Origin of the sequence: Nocardia wallacei, assembly GCF_014466955.1 — a bacterium.
Classification (GTDB): Bacteria; Actinomycetota; Actinomycetes; order Mycobacteriales; family Mycobacteriaceae; genus Nocardia; species Nocardia wallacei.
On the sequence record NZ_AP023396.1, the window covers coordinates 3,068,757 to 3,084,810 of the forward strand.

General features: G+C 70.7%; 14 protein-coding genes. 6 read left to right on the top strand and 8 right to left on the bottom strand.

All coding sequences use genetic code 11. The features are described 5' to 3' along the window. Positions 1-10: 10 nt before the first annotated feature. From NWFMUON74_RS14030 to NWFMUON74_RS14040, 3 genes are all read right to left on the bottom strand, one after another. On the bottom strand, positions 11-856 hold the full coding sequence (locus tag NWFMUON74_RS14030) for an SDR family NAD(P)-dependent oxidoreductase (protein WP_187688232.1): 846 nt from the start codon (positions 854-856) through the stop codon (positions 11-13). Positions 857-862: 6 nt separating this feature from the next. Beyond that, positions 863-2,500 (bottom strand): SMP-30/gluconolactonase/LRE family protein, encoded by a 1,638-nt coding sequence (locus NWFMUON74_RS14035; protein ID WP_187688233.1) that lies wholly within the window; start codon positions 2,498-2,500, stop codon positions 863-865. A gap of 364 nt (positions 2,501-2,864) precedes the next feature. Continuing rightward, positions 2,865-3,671 carry a FadR/GntR family transcriptional regulator gene (locus NWFMUON74_RS14040; protein WP_187688234.1) on the bottom strand — a complete coding sequence of 269 codons (807 nt, stop codon included), beginning with the start codon at positions 3,669-3,671 and terminating at the stop codon, positions 2,865-2,867. 122 nt (positions 3,672-3,793) lie between these two features. On the opposite strand from NWFMUON74_RS14040, the gene NWFMUON74_RS14045 reads away from it, so the two are divergent. The 6 genes from NWFMUON74_RS14045 to NWFMUON74_RS14070 all read left to right on the top strand — a co-directional run bounded on the left by NWFMUON74_RS14045 (position 3,794) and on the right by NWFMUON74_RS14070 (position 9,714). Then, positions 3,794-4,963 carry an acyl-CoA dehydrogenase family protein gene (locus tag NWFMUON74_RS14045; RefSeq protein ID WP_187688235.1) on the top strand — a complete coding sequence of 390 codons (1,170 nt, stop codon included), beginning with the start codon at positions 3,794-3,796 and terminating at the stop codon, positions 4,961-4,963. Between the two features lie 187 nt (positions 4,964-5,150). Then, a complete protein-coding gene (locus NWFMUON74_RS14050; RefSeq protein ID WP_187688236.1) occupies positions 5,151-6,101 on the top strand; it encodes an acyl-CoA dehydrogenase family protein in 951 nt (316 codons plus the stop codon). Continuing rightward, positions 6,098-6,874 (top strand): enoyl-CoA hydratase/isomerase family protein, encoded by a 777-nt coding sequence (locus NWFMUON74_RS14055; RefSeq protein ID WP_187688237.1) that lies wholly within the window; start codon positions 6,098-6,100, stop codon positions 6,872-6,874. Before NWFMUON74_RS14050 ends, NWFMUON74_RS14055 begins: the two co-directional genes overlap by 4 nt. After that, the gene (locus NWFMUON74_RS14060) at positions 6,871-8,067 is read left to right on the top strand and encodes an acyl-CoA dehydrogenase family protein (RefSeq protein ID WP_187688238.1); all 1,197 of its coding nucleotides are present in this window, start codon (positions 6,871-6,873) and stop codon (positions 8,065-8,067) included. Before NWFMUON74_RS14055 ends, NWFMUON74_RS14060 begins: the two co-directional genes overlap by 4 nt. Further along, the gene (locus NWFMUON74_RS14065) at positions 8,064-9,200 is read left to right on the top strand and encodes an acyl-CoA dehydrogenase family protein (protein ID WP_197987016.1); all 1,137 of its coding nucleotides are present in this window, start codon (positions 8,064-8,066) and stop codon (positions 9,198-9,200) included. The genes NWFMUON74_RS14060 and NWFMUON74_RS14065 overlap by 4 nt, the downstream gene beginning before the upstream one ends. Positions 9,201-9,363: 163 nt before the next feature. Next, complete coding sequence (locus NWFMUON74_RS14070) at positions 9,364-9,714, top strand: hypothetical protein (protein WP_187688239.1); 351 nt, start codon at positions 9,364-9,366, stop codon at positions 9,712-9,714. A 37-nt stretch (positions 9,715-9,751) separates the two neighbouring features. On the opposite strand, the gene NWFMUON74_RS14075 is transcribed toward NWFMUON74_RS14070, so the two are convergent. The 5 genes from NWFMUON74_RS14075 to NWFMUON74_RS14095 all read right to left on the bottom strand — a co-directional run bounded on the left by NWFMUON74_RS14075 (position 9,752) and on the right by NWFMUON74_RS14095 (position 16,051). Beyond that, the gene (locus tag NWFMUON74_RS14075; protein ID WP_187688240.1) at positions 9,752-11,416 is read right to left on the bottom strand and encodes a class I adenylate-forming enzyme family protein; all 1,665 of its coding nucleotides are present in this window, start codon (positions 11,414-11,416) and stop codon (positions 9,752-9,754) included. A 19-nt stretch (positions 11,417-11,435) separates the two neighbouring features. Next, entirely contained in the window at positions 11,436-12,629 is a 1,194-nt protein-coding gene (locus tag NWFMUON74_RS14080) for a MaoC family dehydratase (protein WP_187688241.1), read from the bottom strand. 13 nt (positions 12,630-12,642) lie between these two features. Further along, positions 12,643-13,626: an acrylyl-CoA reductase (NADPH) gene (gene acuI, locus NWFMUON74_RS14085; RefSeq protein WP_187688242.1), complete on the bottom strand. Its 984-nt coding sequence runs from the start codon at positions 13,624-13,626 to the stop codon at positions 12,643-12,645. A 134-nt stretch (positions 13,627-13,760) separates the two neighbouring features. After that, positions 13,761-14,531 (bottom strand): SDR family NAD(P)-dependent oxidoreductase, encoded by a 771-nt coding sequence (locus tag NWFMUON74_RS14090; protein WP_187688243.1) that lies wholly within the window; start codon positions 14,529-14,531, stop codon positions 13,761-13,763. Beyond that, complete coding sequence (locus NWFMUON74_RS14095) at positions 14,528-16,051, bottom strand: class I adenylate-forming enzyme family protein (protein WP_232111014.1); 1,524 nt, start codon at positions 16,049-16,051, stop codon at positions 14,528-14,530. Before NWFMUON74_RS14095 ends, NWFMUON74_RS14090 begins: the two co-directional genes overlap by 4 nt. Positions 16,052-16,054 lie beyond the last annotated feature (3 nt).

Sequence of the window (16,054 nt, forward strand, 5' to 3'; positions counted from 1 at the left end):
CACCGCGGTGTCAGCGGGTGATGGCGGCGCGGAACGATTCGTCCTTCAGGAACAGCGAGGTGTTGTCGGCGCCGAGGTGGGTCCATTTGAGATTCAGCCCGCCGTCGACCAGCAGCGTCTGCCCGGTGATGTAGGTCGACAGGTCCGACAGCAGGAACAGGATCGGCCCGGCCTGCTCGTCCGGGGTGCCGCGGCGGCCCATGGCGATGGCGAGGCGGTCGCGCCCGGGGTCCTCGTCGACGTAGGCGCCCGAGGCCGGGGTCTGCGTGACGCCGGGGGCCACGGCGTTCACCCGGATGCCGTCGAGGGCCAGCTCGACGGCCATGGTGCGGGTCACCGACACCAGCGCGGCCTTGGCGGTGCCGTAGGCGATATGGAAAGGGGCGGTGTTCATTCCGCTGATGGAGGAGATCGACACGATCGACCCGCCGCGGCCTCGCGACTGCAGTTCGGCGGCGACCGCCTGGCTCATGAAGAACATCGTTTCGAGGTTCTGGGTGAACAGCGCGCGCCAGTCCGCCCGGGTCACCCGGGTGGACGGCATCCAGGTCGACGGTGCGGCGCCGCCCGCGACATTGACCAGCCCGTGCAACTCGCCGTCGGCCCGGCGGGCGTGCTCGAGGACCGTCGCGATGCCCTCGTCGGTGGCCGCGTCGGCGGCGACCGGCAGCACCGAAAGCCCTTCGGCCGCCAGCGGTTCGACGTGTTTCGCCAGATTCTCCGCCGATCGGCTGACCGCGATCACGGTGGCGCCCGCGCTCGCGACCTTGCGGGTCACCGTGGTGCCGATGCCGCCACCGCCCGCGCCGGATACGATGACGACGCGGCCCCGCAGTCCGAATCCGTTGTCGGTCATGGCTGCTCACGCCTTCTCGCGCAGCGCCAGCACGCTGCCCTCGGCATCGGCCGAGACGTAGAGGGTGCCGTCCGGTGCGGCGGCGATGCCCGCGAAGGGGCCCATCGGACCGGAGAACGGCGGGGTGCCGAGCAGCGGTTTGGGCACCACGCCGGGCGGTGCGCCGATGGGGAGGCCGGACGCGAGCGTGGTGCGCGCCTCGGTCTCGAGATCGACCCGCACCACGCTCTTCGCGCCGGGGTCGACGATGTGTAATTGCCCGTCGCGCACCAGGATTCCGTGTGGCGTCGCCAATCCGTCGACCACCGTGTCGACACCGGCGGGGCCGATCGAGACCACACGCCCGGCGCCCGATTCGGACACCAGGACGGTGCCGTCCGGGCCGAATGCGACCCCCAGTGGCGCGTTCAGCCCGGCGGCCAGCACCTCGACCTCGCCCGCCCGGACCGACAGCACCCGGCCCGCGCCCAGCTCGGCGGCGACGATCGCGCCGCCGGGGGCTTGCCCGATGCCGTAGAGCTGGTCGAAGCCGTCGGCGACGACCTGCGGCTCCTCGGCCGAACCCGGGCGGTAGCGCGAGATCTGGCCGGTGGAGGTGGCGCACACGAACTCGCCCGCGCCCACGGCGGCGACGCCGCGCACGTATCCGGGGTTGCCGGGGCTGAAAAGTGAGGCGACAGTGTGTAATTCGCCGTCACGCAGCACGTAGAAGAAGGTGCCGTCGGCGATGTAGAGGCTGCCGTCGGGGGCGACGGTGAGATCCAGCGGCCACAGCAGGCCGCCATCCAGTACCGGGCGGGTCTCGCCGCCGGCGCGGATCTCGGTGATCGCGCCGGAGAAGTGCGACACGAGCAACCGGTCGCCGACGAAGGTGCAGTTGTCCAGGCCGGGCTCCAGCCGCGCCAGCACCACCCGATCGCCGGTGCGCGGGTCGATGCGCAGCACCTCGCCGGACGCCGCCTGGGTCGAGACGAGGCAGCCCTCGGCATCGAACTTGACCGAGTCGGGCGCGCCGAGATCACCGGCGACCCGTTGCGGCGCACCGCCGTCGGGGTCGATGCGCCAGATGTCGTTGGTGCCCATGACCGGGTAGTACAGGAGCCCGTCGGGGCCGACCTCCATGGCGTTGGGCATCGGCAGGTTGTCCTGCAGCACCCGCGGAGCGCCGCCGTCGAGGGGAAGTTCCATGAGCCGCCCGCCGATGCGGCATTCGTTGACGAACAGGCGACCGTGGTACACGGTGATGCCGTTGGCGCCGGGCAGATCGGCGCGGAGCACCCGGGTGCGGCCGTCGGCGCCGCGGACGCTGACTCGCGCGTCCATGTATTCGGTGGCGATCAGATTGCCCTCGGCGTCGAAGGCCAGGTCGTCGGGGGCGACGATGTCACCGCCCTTGGCGCTGACGGTCTCCAGCTCGCCGGTGCCGACGTCGAGTGCGCTGATCTGACTGCCGGCGACCTGGGCCACGTAGACGCGGCCGTCGGGACCGGTGCGCAGGCCGTTCGCGCCGAACAGCCGGCTCGGCGGGGTGAGCCGTCGCAGGCTCCAACCCTCGGCGAGGGATATCGATGCGGTGCCGCGGTAACGCGCCCCTGTAGTCAAGGCGGGGCCTCCGAGTGGTGAGAAGTTCGTTGGTCTTGTCATGTCTCTGACCCGCTGCATCGCGGAAATGACATTCCGCTGATACGCAGCGCAGGCCGTGTAACGCGCATCACGCTACTTCAATCCTCATAAGGATAGCAATACTCGAGTTGTTACTTACCGTCGAGTAGTCGAAGGTCCGGCTGCTGCGAGCTTGTGAGTGCGTGCTCGGAAGATGCACGGCTACATGGTGTTTCCCCGCTCGAGGCGACGAGGGGAACTCGGTGCGCGTACCGGTGAGCGGAGATGTCGATCCGGGTTGTTCGCGGATGTCTGACTGATAATCTCTTCTCATACGAGGAGAATACGATTACCGACTGATCATCGGGCGGCTTTGCTCAACCGCGTTGTGGCACGAGCGGAGCGCTCAGATCCCCGTGCGCGGACCGGGCCGCATGGCCAGCCGGGCGCCGCTGGGAGAGGCGTTGACCACGCCGTCGTCGAAGCGCTCGAGGACCAGCGCCTGGGTGGCGGCCAGGTGGGCGCGATACAGCCGCTCGGCCTCGTCGGCCCGGCCCGCCGCGATGTCCTTGACGAGGCGGCGATGAGTGCGCACCGCCTCTGCGGCCTCGGCGGGGGACGGGTACTCGCCGCGGCGGGTCAGCGTCTCCGCCCACGTCTGCTCCTGTACCGACCACAGCGCGACCAGCGTGCTGACCACGTAGCGGACGGTGAGGTTCGGCGTGAAGGAGACGATCAGGTCGTGGAATTCGCGGGCGGTATGGGTGAACGCCACGCCGTCGTCGACGAGTTCGGCCGACTTGTCGACATTCTCGGTGAGCGCGGGGATGACGGTTTCCGCGCGGTCGGGCCGACGGGCGCACTCTGCCGCGCAGGTCGGCTCCAGTATGCGCAGACCCGCGGCGAGGTCGCCGAGAGTGACGTGCGCGGCCTGCAGGGCGAGGCCGAGGTGGTAGGCCGCGGACCGCTCGTCGGGCCGGTGCACCTCCGCGCCGCCGACATTGCCGCGGCGCACCGTGACCAGGCCCTCGGTCTCCAGGATGCGCAGCGCCTCCCGGATCGAGGGGTAGCTGACGCCGAAGTCCTGTACCAGCTGGTCCTGGGTGGGCAGCCGGTAGTGCTCGTCGCCGGCCAGGATGCGCGAGCGCAGCTCGGCGGCAACGGTTTCGGCGATCCGGCGCTGCGGCACGCGGCCGCGCTTGGCTGCGGTCATGCGGGCCGCCGCCCAGGGGTGGTGCACGCGCGCGTCGCCTCGGTCATGGCGGCAGTCTAGTCAACGGCGAATTGACCGTACAAATATTGCTATCCTTATGAGGATTGAAGTACTGTGCGGCAATGGACTTCACGATGGGTGAGTCCGCCGCGGAACTCCGGGCCGAGTTGCGGCGGCTGATAACCGAGGAGGTCCCCGCCGACTATCTCGGCGCGTTCACCGACGATCCCGCCGATCTGGCTGTCGCCCAACGGTTCTGCCGGGTGCTCGCCGATCGGGGCCTGCTCTGCGCGGCTTGGCCGGAGGAGTTCGGCGGCCGCGGCGCCTCGGTGTGGGAGCAGACCGTGGTGCGCGAGGAGATGTGGGCGCACCACGAACCCCGCGGGGCTCAATATATGGGTGTCAACTGGGTGGGGCCGACCATCATGCGGCACGGGACGCCCGAACAGCAGCGCAAGCATCTGCCGCCGATCGCGCGCGGCGAGGTGATCTGGTGCCAGGGCTTCAGCGAGCCCGATTCCGGATCCGATCTGGCGTCGCTGCGTACCGCCGCCCGCCGCGACGGCGACGGCTGGCGCATCTCCGGGCAGAAGATCTGGACCTCCTACGCCACCATGGCGCAGTGGATCTTCCTGCTCGCGCGGACCTCCTCGGTGGGCCGGAAACAACAGGGGCTCACCGTCTTTCTGCTGCCGATGTCGGATCCGGGGATCGAGGTACGGCCGATCCGATCGATGCTCGGGCCGCATCATCTCAACGAGGTTTTCCTCGACGGTGTGCGCGCGACCGAGGCCGATGTGCTGGGTGAGGTCGATCGGGGGTGGCCGGTGGTAGGGGAGGTGCTGGCCTTCGAACGGGTCGGGATCGCCCGCTATGCCCGCTGCGACCGGCTGCTGCGCGCGGCTCCGGAGGTACTCGGGGCGCGGTGGGAACAGGTTCCGGCCGAGTTGCGCGCGCGCTGGGTGCGGGCGCTCACTCGCGCTCGGCGCGCCCGGCTGCTGGCCTACCAGGTGGTCGCCACGCAGAGCGCCGGGCAGGTGTCGCCCGCCGACACCGCCGCCTATCGCATCGCGGTGACCAGGCTGGACCAGGAGAGTGCGGGCGTCCTCGCCGAACTGGCCGGGTATGTCACGGGAGACGGTGACGCGCAACGCCGCTTCCGTCGCGCCGTGGACGACCACTGGCGCTACGCCAATGCCGCGACCGTCGCCTCGGGCAGCATCGAGATGCAGCAGATCCTGCTGGCCCGGTCACTACTGGGTCGATCCCGCCGACCGGGTGCGGCCGCATGAGCGGGTGGCCTGGTCGCTGCTGGGCCAGGGCTGTGGTGTCAGGAGGCGGTACGAGCCGGCGCGGTGATGGCCTTGGGGCGGAAACGAATTCGGTAGGCGTCCGTGCGCTGGGGTGTGGTGGGCGGGGCAGGTTTGTCGGAGGGAGTTGGACATGACCGCCGCGGAGTTTCGGCAGCAGGAACATGGCATGAGTATCGAACTCTCGGATGAGGCAACGGAATTCGGCAAGCAGGCGGTGCGGGCACTGGCGGTGGCCGGGGGTGACGACCTGGTGCGGGCGGCGGAGCGGGAGCCGGGGCGGCGGGCGGCTCTGGTCGAGCCGGTGCTCGGCGCCCTGGGTGCCTGGGAGCTGGCGCCGCGGCGCGATGGTGCGGAGCTGGAAGCGGCGGCGGTGCTGTGCCGTAGTGCGGGATACTGGGCTACGCCGTATCCGGTGGCGGAACGCCTGGCCCGGCCGGAAGGCGGCAGCGCCGACGGACTGCTGGTGGTAGCCGGGGACGAGCCTGCCGCCGCGATCGCGGGAATCGAACAACCCTGGGCGACAGTGAACTTCGATGGTGTGCGCGGCGTAGCGACGGCACGTGCGCCGCTTTCGCCCGCACGCGAGACGGCGTTCGTGACGCGACTGGACATTCGGCCCCTCGAGGGCGACGGGGGCGGCGATCTCGCGCTGGCGGTGCTGCTGCCGTGCTGGACGTTGCTCGGAATGCTGGATCGCGCAATGGAACTGACCCGTGATCATGTCCTGGTGCGGGAGCAGTTCGGGCGGCCGCTGGCCGAATTCCAGTCGGTGCAGTTCCAGTTGACCGATGCCGAGGTGGAGCGGCGCGGCGCGGACATGCTCGCGCGTCATGCGCTGTGGAGCAGCCAGGCGGGCCGGGACGCCGCGCTGGTCGACGCGCTCACGCTGCGTTCGGCGATGCTGGCGGCGGCGGACACGGTCTTCCGGATCGCCCATCAACTGCACGGCGCCTCGGGTTTCTGCGACGAGTCGCCGCTGTCGTGGCTGTCTCGGTACAGCCTGCCGCTGCGCCGCCTGCCACTCGGCGCGGCCGCCACCGAGGACCTGCTGACCCGATTGGTCGGGCGGGACGGCCCCGCGGGATTGTTCGAAGCGAACGGGGAATACGGCCGATGAGTGACGACCTTCCTCCGGTGCTGACCGTGACGGCCGAGGGACCGGTTCGTCACGTCGTGATCAACCGTCCGGACGAACTCAACGCGGTGAACGCCGACCTGCATCGGGCGCTGGCGGAGGTGTGGCGGCGCCTGGCCGCCGACCGCGAGGCGCGGGTGGTCATCCTCACGGGTGCCGGGCGGGCATTCAGCGCGGGTGGTGATCTGGATTGGATCATGTCGTTTCTGGACGATCCGGTGGCCCGGGACGAGAGTATCCGGGAAGGCGCTCGGATCATCGAGGAGCTGTTGCGCTTTCCGCTGCCGGTGATCGCCGCGGTCAACGGTCCGGCGATGGGGCTGGGCGCGAGCGTCGCCATGCTGTGCGATGTGGTGCTGATGTCCGAGCGCGCCTACCTGGCCGATCCGCACGTGGCGGTCGGGCTGGTGGCGGGCGACGGGGGCGCGGCGTTCTGGCCGCTGCTCACCCCGCTCCTGCGAACCCGCGAATACCTGTACACCGGCGACCGGATCGACGCCGCCACCGCGGTGGAGGTCGGTCTGGCCAGCCGGGTCGTAGCGGCGGGCGAGCTGCTCGCCGAGGCGCGCGAGCTGGCCGAGCGCCTGGCCGCGCAGCCGCCGGAGGCGTTGCGCGGCACCAAGAGAGTGGTGAACATGTACCTCTCGCAGGCCCTCGCCGGGCCCATGCAGGCCGGGTTCGCCGCCGAGGTGGTCAGCATGCAGACCCCGGAACACCGGGAACGGCTGCTCGCGCTGCGGGACCGGGCGCGGTGACCGGGCGCGATCCGGCCGAGTTCCGCGCCGAGGTGCGGCAGTGGTGCCGCGCGCACGTGCCGACCGACTGGCGGCGGAGCCAGACCGGCGCCTCCGACGCGGAATTCGTCCGCTTCCAACGGGACTGGTTCCAGCGGTTGCGCGCGGCCGGATATGCCGTGCCGCACTGGCCGCGCGAGTACGGCGGCGGCATGCCGGTCGCGGAACAGATCGTGCTCTATCAGGAACTCGCCGCGCACGACGCGCCGCGGCTGGTCCTGGCCTTCGTGGCCGTGCACCACGCGGCGGCGACACTGCTGGCCGCCGGGACCGAGGCGCAGCGGCGTCGGCACCTGCCCGCGATCCTCGACGGCGAGATCTGGGCGCAGGGCTTCTCCGAGCCGGGCGCGGGATCGGATCTGGCGGCATTGCGCACCGCCGCGCGCCGTGAAGGGGACGAGTACGTGGTCACCGGGCAGAAGGTGTGGGCGAGCGGCGCGCAATACGCCGACTGGTGCCTGCTGCTGGCCCGCACCGACCCGAATGCGCCCAAGCGCCAGGGGATCTCGTACTTCCTGCTGGACATGCGCACCCCCGGCGTCGAGGTGCGGCCGATCCGCCAGGCCACCGGGGAATCGCATTTCTGCGAGATCTTCCTCGACCAGGCCCGGATCCCCGCAGACCGGCTGGTGGGCGCGGAGAACGCGGGCTGGCGGGTGGCCCGCGCGACCTTGGGCGCCGAACGTGGTCTGACCATGCTGGAATTGGCCGAACGACTCGGCAACGCCGGGTTCCGGTGGCTGGTCGAGGCTTGCGAACGCCCGGACGACAGCGGGCGGCGGCCGATCGATGACCCGGTGGTGTGCGACCGCCTCGCCACCCTGGAAATCGAACTCACCGGGCTGCGCGCACTGTGCCGGGAGCTGGTGGAGCGCCACGAGACGGCCACCGCCGGTCCGGCCGACGCCTCCGTCGTGAAGCTGTACTACAGCGAACTACTGCAGCGCATCACGGATTTCGGGGCGGAGGTGGGCGGCATGGCCGCTCAGACCGTCGTGCGCAAACCGATGTCCGGCGGCTGGGAATCGGGCGCGTGGGTCCTCGACTTCGTCGGCTCCTGGGAATGGACCATCCCGGGCGGTACCAGCGAAATCCAGCGCACCATCATCGCCGAGCGCGGCCTCGGCCTCCCCAGGTCGCCGACGGGGGCATGATGAACGACTTCGCCGAGATCCACGACGAGTTGCGCACGGTGGCGCGCGGCCTGCTCGCCAAATCCGGGCACGAGGCCACGGCGGACTGGTCGGCGATCGCCGGTGCGGGCTGGCCGGGTCTGGAGGCGCCGGACGAATTCGACGGCGCGGGAGCCACTTTCGCCGAGCTGGCGGTAGTGCTCGAGGAGATCGGCCGGGCGGCGGCGCGCACGGCCTTCCCCTCGGTGGCCGTGCTGGGGGTCGGGGCGCTCGGCCTGCTGGCCGCAAGCCCGCAGCGGGACAGGCTTCTTCGCGAGTGCGTGGCGGGTGATGCGCTACCCGTCGCGGTGCTGCCGGGAACGTGGGGGCCGGGGACGGATACCTGCGCTGCGGTGGCCGGGGTGGGCGCCGGCGGTAGGGCTGGTCCGGTGGCGAGCGCGGGGTTCACGCTCGGGGCGGCGGCGGACGGCTTGCTGTGTGGCACCGCTGAATTCGTGTGTGATGCCACCGTGGGGGATCGACTCCTGATCCCGGTCCGCGCGGCGGATGGCGCGGTCGTGATCGCGGTGGTCGAGGCGAGAGCGAAAGGGCTGGCAGTCGAGGCGGAGCCGGTGGTTGATGCGACGCGGGTGTTCGGTCGCGTGGTCGCCGATCGGGTTGCGGTCGCGCCGGAGGCGGTGCTGAGATTCGCGGGGGACGGCGCGGCGGGACTGCGACGGCTGTACGACCGGGCCGGGACCGCCATCGCCTGCGACAGTCTCGGGCTCAGTGCGGCCGTGCTGGACGCGACCGTCGAATATGTGCGTGTCCGAGAGCAATTCGGGCGGCCGGTGGGCTCGTTCCAAGCGGTTCAGCACGCCTGTGCGGACATGCTGGTGCAGGTGTCGGTGGCGCGGCAGCTGGTGACGGCGGCCGTCCGTGCCGAGGTCGCGCGGGCGCCGGACGCCTCGGTGGCGGCCTCGATGGCGAAGGCGTACGCCACCGAGGTGGCGGTGCGGGTCGCGGGCAAGGCCATGCAACTGCACGGCGGCATCGGTTACACCTGGGAGAGCGGCATGCACGTCTACCTCAAGCGCGCCACGCTCAACAGGTCGCTGTTCGGCACACCGTCCGCGCACCGTGCCGAGCTGGCCCGCCGATTCCGCCGAGGGTGACCGCCGCGGTGGTGCGGGCGGGGACGGTACGTCCACCAATGGTGTGGGTTCGGGGATGGCGAGACGCTCGGCCCCGCTAGGGTGCTCGCGTCGGCCGTTGACGATCGCCAGCGGTTCGCCGATACCGTGTGTAGTCCGTTCTGCCCAGGGAGGAGCAAGAATCGTGCGAAGTATCGTCCGTGCCGGGCTGTCCGCCATCGCGGTGACCGCGGCCGGAATCGTGGCGCTCGCGCCGTCGGCCGCCGCCGCGCCGTCCTACTACGACCCCGAGATCTGGTCGTGCGGCCATCTTTTCCGCACGCCGCTGGAAGCGCCGCGACCGGGCACCGCGGCGTACTGGAGTCCGTTCGGTACCTCGAACATCGTCTGCTACGACGACGGCAGCGGGTTGGCGCGCTACTATCAGCGCGACCCGGGTGGCGCGTGGCACGACATGAACGAACTGGTGCCCGGCAACTTCTTCCCGGTCATCTTCTCGACCACCATTCCCGACCGCGCGCACTGGCGCGGGTGAGGGGGCCGAATCCGGCACCCCTGACGTAGCGGAACGCCTACGCGCCCAGGCGTTCTGCTGCCAGTTTTCGCAGGTCGGTGGATTTGATCTTGGCGCTGCCGGTCAGGGCGATGTCCGTCTCGTCGAAGAACAGGATGTGGCGGGGGACCTTGTAGCTGGCCAGGCGTTCGCGGAGGTAGGTGCGGATCTCCTCGGCGTCGAGCCGGGTGCCCGCGTGCGGGACCACGCAGGCCACCACGATCTCGCCGAGGGTGTCGTGCGGGACGCCGACGGTGCGGACGACTCGCACGCCGGGGAACGGGAACAGGGTCTCGTCCACCTCGCGCGGGGAGACGTTCGCGCCGCCGGTCTTGATGATGTCGGTGAGGCGGCCCTCCCAGTACAGGCGGCCGGTATCGTCGAGGTAGCCGCCGTCGCCGGTGTGGAAAAAGCCGTCGGCGTCGAGGGTTTCGTCCAGCGGGGTGCCGAGGTAGCCGAGCATCAGCGTCGGGCCCTTGACGCAGATCTCGCCGCGGTCACCGCGGCCCAGCACGGCGCCGCTCAGCGGGTCGACGATCTTGATCGTATTGCCCGGCAGCGGCACGCCGCTGCTGCCCGCGATCTGATCCTCCGGCGTATTGGCCGGGAAACATGTTGTGATGGTGAAGGTTTCGGTATTGCCGTAGGCGTGACCGGGCTCGGTGTAGGTGGTCGACACGGTCGGGTGCCGGGCGGCAGCGGTCGCCACGTCCACGAAGCGCAGGGCCGAGAGATCGGTTTCGGCCCAGTTCGGCGCGCCCTCCAGCTGCGCCCACTGATGCGGCCAGGCGACCGGGAAATCGACCCGCTCGGCCTGCATGAGTCGCAGTGCCGCCGCCGCGTCGAAGGTCGATTGCAGCACCAGCGCGCCGCCCGCGGCCAGGGTCGCACCCAGCGCCATCCCGAAGTTGCCGGACCAGAACAAGCCGTTGGCCGTCCAGCAGCGCACATGATCGTCCGGCCCGAAGTCGTACATGCGACGGAACCGCCACAGCTGGATGGCGACGCCGCGATGCGCGCTGCGGATGCCCTTCGGTTTGCTGGTGGTCCCGGAGGAGAAGAAGATCACCGCGGCATCGCTCGGCCGCACCGACGCCGCGGCGGCGTCGATCAGTTCCTGCGGTTCGGTGTCGCCGCGCGCCAGGAACTCGTCCCAGGTCTCGATCGCGCCGTCCGGCACCGGCTCGCCGACGACCGAAAGATGACGCAGGAAGGGGTACTTCGCCGACCGCACCGTGCCGGGTTCCGAATTCGACACCGCGGGTACGAGTTCGGCCAGCACGGCCGCGAAATCCTTTCCCGCCACGGCGCGTTCGAACAGCAGCACGGATACCCCGGACACCGCGAGCAGATGATCCAGCTCCGCCGGAGTCGAGAAGGTGCTCAGCGTGACCGCGACGCCGCCGGCCAGTGTCGCGCCGAACACCGCGGCGATCCACTCCGGCCGGTTGGTCATCAGCACGCCGACCCGGCCGTCCTTGCCGATTCCCGCGGCCCGCAGGGCGCGGGCGACGGCGTTCGCGCGCTCCCACAGTTCGGTGTAGGTCCAGCGAATGTCGCCGGCGGCGAGGGCCTCGCGGTCGGCGTAGCGTTCGGTCACCTCGCGCAGGAAACCGGGCAGGGTCAGCGGCCCCAGGCCCGGTTCCTCGGCCAGCGGCGGTCCCGAGACGATCGCATCGGTCACGGCGGTCTCCCTGTCTTCGTCAGTACGGCAGCTCGACTTCGGCGGTGCAGTCCACGAGCACGCCGGAATCCTGGTTGGTGAGCTTCAGCCGCACCTGGACCAGCGGCACGCCCCACACCGATTCGGCCTCCTTGCCGATGATCTCGGCGTCGAAGTAGGTGACATCGCCCTCGAACGCGGGCAGGCGGAAGTTCGCCTTGGTGTGGCGCACCATGCCGTCCAGGCCCGCCCAGTAGGACAGGTAGTCGGTGCACCACGCGCCCATCGTGGCGCCGTAGCCGTAGGCGCGCGCCATACCGACTTCGTCGGCCTTCTCACCGTCGATGTGCCCGCGCGAGGGGCCGACGTACAGGCCGTCGCGTTTGCGCGGATCGATGCGCGCGCCCTCCTCGTCGAAGGCGAAACCCTCGGTCCAGCCCGGATCCTGGTAGATCCACGGGTCCTCGATGCCCGGCGGCGCGGTCCAATGGAACGTGCCCCAGATATTGAACAGAAAGGCGCGGTACTCGGTGGTGAAGGAGGCGATGCTGTGCGGCCCGATCACCCTGCGCGGCAACCGGTCCCCGACCTTCACCTCGTCGAGGTGCGGAGACACCCCGGCGCGGTTGGACAGAATCCACTCGTGCCGCAGCGCCTCGATCTCGGTGAGTTCGGCCGCGGTCCAGGACCTCACGGTGCCGTTCTGATCGCTGTACATGCCCCGCTTGTGCGCCTCCGCGGCGAGATAGCGGATGGCGGTGGACCGTTCCTTCGCCACCAGGGCCCCGTGCTGGTTGGTGTGGGTGGTGTCGCCGCGCGACAGCATGGTGGGCCCGGCGAATTTCGTGTCCACGATCTTGTAGTCGTGGAAGCGGCGGGTCTGGAACAGCTTGTCACCGGGGCGCACCGGACAGCCGTAGAACCACCACTCCTCGCCGCCGAAGATGAGGTGGCTGCCCGGGATGTGGCCGACGCAGGCCGGTTGCGCGCCGTGGCCGTAATCCAACGCCACGGCGATGGATTGGGGCGCGACCAGGCCGCCGTAGCGGGACTGCCGGGCGAACTCCTCGTCCCAGTGCAACGGGTTCGGATAGTCCATCGCCATCACCCAGCGCCGGATGTCGGAGGTGCTGCACGGATCCCACAGCTGGCCCCCGCCGACCGGTTTGCCGACCCGGTGGTCGACGTCGCTGAGATCGAGTGCGACGGTGGGCTCGCTCGTCTTCTTGCTCACGGGGTACTCCTCATCACCGATTCACATCGACGACGAAGCGCCCGCGCACGGTGCCGTCGATGAGTTGGCCGGCCGCCGTGATCGCCTCGCCCAGCGGGATTTCGCGGGCGATCGAATCCAGCGCGGCCGGGTCGAGGTCGCGGGCGAGCCGGGCCCAGGCCTGCAGGCGGCGCGGCTTGGGAGCTCGCACGCTGTCGATGCCGAGCAGCGTGACGCCGCGCAGGATGAACGGCGCGACCGTGGCGGGGAAATCCATGCCCTGGGCCAGTCCGCAGGCGGCGACCGCGCCGCCGTATCGGGTCTGCGCGCAGACATTGGCGAGGGTGTGGCTGCCGACGGTGTCGATCGCGCCCGCCCAGTACTCCCGCTGCAGCGGTTTACCGCGCTCGCTCAACTCCGCGCGATCCACCACCGTGCTCGCGCCGAGTTCGTGCAGATACCCGGTCTCCGAGACCTTTCCGGTCGCGGCGGCCACGGTGAAACCGGCCTTGGCGAGCAATGCGACGGCGATGCTGCCGACCCCGCCGGTCGCGCCGGTCACCAGGATCTCGCCCTGCCCCGGCTCGACGCCGTGCCGCAGCAGCGCCTCGACGCACAAACTCGCGGTGTAGCCCGCGGTGCCGATCGACATGGCCTGGCGGGCGGTGAACGCGGCGGGCAGCGGCACCAGCCAGTCGCCGTCGAGGCGGGCGCGCTGGGCCAGGCCGCCCCAGTGGCCCTCGCCGACGCCCCAGCCGTTGAGGATCGCCGAGTCGCCCGCGGACCAGTCCGGGTGTGTGCTCTCGGTGACCACACCGGCGAGGTCGATGCCGGGCACCATCGGGAACGAGCGGACGATCGGCGACTTGCCCGTGATCGCCAGGGCGTCTTTGTAATTGAGCGTGGAGTACGCGACGTCGATGCGGACATTTCCCTCCGGCAGGTCCGCGTCGTCCACCTCGGTCGGCGCGACCTTCGGTCCCGTATCGCCCTTTTCGATGAGCAAGGCCGTGAACATTCGCAGCGAGTTCCTTTCTCCGCCCGGATGGCACTCGCGCACATGATGTTCACTGCGCGAGAATCTAATTCTCCATTATGGCGAATAATGCTTCCATTACTGTTTCGGCGTGTCAACCGGAATGCCACGGCCGGTCAGCGCGCGGTCCAGCCCCCGTCCACGACGATGGTCTGGCCGGTCACGTAGCGGGCGGCGTCACCGGCGAGCCAGACGATGGCGCCGACGATGTCATCCGCCGTCGCCTCGGTGGGCAGCGGTGTGTTGCGGCGCAGGTAGCGCGCGCCGCGTTCGTCGTCGTAGAGACTGTCGGTGATCTCGCTGCGGAAGAAGCCGGGCGCGACCGTGTTCACTCGGATCGAGTGCCGTGCCCACTGCACGGCCAGCTCGGTCGTGAGCCCCGAGAGCCCGGCCTTACCGGCGGCGTAGGACGCCTGCGGGATGCCGGGAATGCCGACGCGGCCGCTGATCGAGGAGACGTTGACGATCGCGCCGCGACCGAGGTCGCGCATGTGCGGGAAGACCGCTTGGGCCAGGCGGAACGGCGCGACCAGGTTCAGTGTCAGGGTGCGGTCGATCGCCTCGGCCGTCTCCGATTCCGCCCGGTCCTCGCCGAATCTGTTACCGGCCGCGTTGATCAGGATCTCGGGCGGTCCCAGCGCGGCCACTACGGCCGGGACCACGGTGTCGACATCCCCGGTGAGATCGCACTCCACGGCGTGCCCGTCGAGCCGCGTGGCGAGTTCGCCCAGCCGGTCCGCGCGCCGGGCCACGACCGCGACCCGGGCGCCGAGCGCGGACAGGGTTTCCGCGACGGCCGCACCGAGGCCCGACGACGCGCCGGTGACGATGGCGACCCGGCCGTCGAGGCCGAACAGCCTGGTGATGCGGTCCGCGGGCGTGCTCACGGCTGTCGCCTCGCGGCGGGCGGGACGAGTTCGGTGAGGCGGGTGCGCTCGATCTTGCCCATCGCGTTGAGGGGGAGGGCGTCCACCCGCGACCAGATCTCCGGCACCTTGTAACCGGCCAGTTCGCGGCGGCACAGGGCGGCGAGTTCGTCGAAATCGACTGCGGGAGAAGCGCTCTCGACGAGCGCGGCCACCTTCTGGCCGAGGCGTGCATCGGGCACCGCGCAGACCGCGACCTTCGCGACGGCCGGATGCGCGCCGATGACGCGCTCCACCTCCAGCGGGTAGACGTTCGCGCCACCGCGGATGATCACCATCTTCTTGCGGTCCAGCACCGACAGCTGCCCCGCGGCATCGACGGTGCCGATGTCGCCGGTGCGGAACGGGCCCGGCGGTGCGGGCCGCACGCGGCCGTCTTCCCAGTAGCCGAGCAGCGGCGTCCACAGTCCCGCCCACGGGCCGGTGGTGGCTCCGGCCAGGCACAGTTCGCCGGGTTCGCCGGGCGGCAGCCGGTGGCCGTCGTCGGCGTAGGCCGCGACGTCGTACTGTGGCAGCACGCGGCCGCTACTGCCCGAAACCCACTGTGTCCCCGGGGGATCGATCGCCACCACGGTCGGCGCCTCGCTCAGGCCGTAGGTGGCGCGGGGGACCGGGCCGTGGGTCGCGGCGAAGGCGGTGCGCACGGAGTCCGGGGTGTCGCTGGCGCCGCTCCATACCTCCCGCAGCGAGCCGAGATCGAGATTCGGGCGGCGGGCCAGATCGTAGAGCTGAGCGGGCGCGCCGTTCCAGACCGTGACGCGGTGCTCGGAGATCCAGTCGGCGACGCCGTCCGCGTCGCGCCGATCCATGATCACCGCGCAGCCACCGGCCCGCGCCGTCAGCAGTGTCGACAGCACCAGCATGTTGAGCACGGTGAACGGGAAGCTGTCGCCCTTGCGCAGTTCCGGTCCCCAGCCGCGGGTCGCGACCAGGACCGCGCCGGGCAGCAGCAGGTTGCGCTGACTGTGCACCACGGCCTTGGGCGTGCCGGAAGTGCCGCTGGTGAAACCGATTCCGGCCGGAGCGTCGAGGTCCTGGTCGACCCGTGGCGCGGGGGAGGCGCTGTCCAGCAGGGACTTCCAGCGGTCGGGGTCGACGGTGACGGGCGAGGCCACCCGGCAGCGCGGCCCGGCGAGGACGGCGGCGGGCTCACACAGCTCGGCGAGCTGCTGCTGCTCGCCGGCCGACAGCGCCTCGCCGATGCCCGCCCATATCGCGCCGATGCGCTGCGCGCCGTGGAAGGCGGCCACGATGTCGAGATCGTTGGGCAGGCAGGCCGCGACCCGCTCGCCCGGACGCACGCCCAGTGCCCACAGCGCGCCGGCGGCGCGGTCGGCGCGCTCGTCCAGCTCGGCGTAAGTCCAAGCGCCGGAGGCGGCTTCGAGGGCAGTGGCCTCCGGACGGGCGGCGAGGGCCGTGTCGAGCACCCGGGCGATCGGCCGGAGAGGTTCCGGTGGGCGTTCGCCATTGACAGTGTCCACGCT

Bases quoted from the DNA above. Each gene is read 5' to 3' on its own strand.
- NWFMUON74_RS14035 (WP_187688233.1), bottom strand. From the start codon at position 2,500: ATGACAAGACCAACGAACTTCTCACCACTCGGAGGCCCCGCCTTGACT.
- NWFMUON74_RS14065 (WP_197987016.1), top strand. From the start codon at position 8,064: ATGATGAACGACTTCGCCGAGATCCACGACGAGTTGCGCACGGTGGCG.
- NWFMUON74_RS14030 (WP_187688232.1), bottom strand. From the start codon at position 856: ATGACCGACAACGGATTCGGACTGCGGGGCCGCGTCGTCATCGTATCC.
- acuI (WP_187688242.1), bottom strand. From the start codon at position 13,626: ATGTTCACGGCCTTGCTCATCGAAAAGGGCGATACGGGACCGAAGGTC.
- NWFMUON74_RS14050 (WP_187688236.1), top strand. From the start codon at position 5,151: ATGAGTATCGAACTCTCGGATGAGGCAACGGAATTCGGCAAGCAGGCG.
- NWFMUON74_RS14045 (WP_187688235.1), top strand. From the start codon at position 3,794: ATGGACTTCACGATGGGTGAGTCCGCCGCGGAACTCCGGGCCGAGTTG.
- NWFMUON74_RS14055 (WP_187688237.1), top strand. From the start codon at position 6,098: ATGAGTGACGACCTTCCTCCGGTGCTGACCGTGACGGCCGAGGGACCG.
- NWFMUON74_RS14040 (WP_187688234.1), bottom strand. From the start codon at position 3,671: ATGACCGCAGCCAAGCGCGGCCGCGTGCCGCAGCGCCGGATCGCCGAA.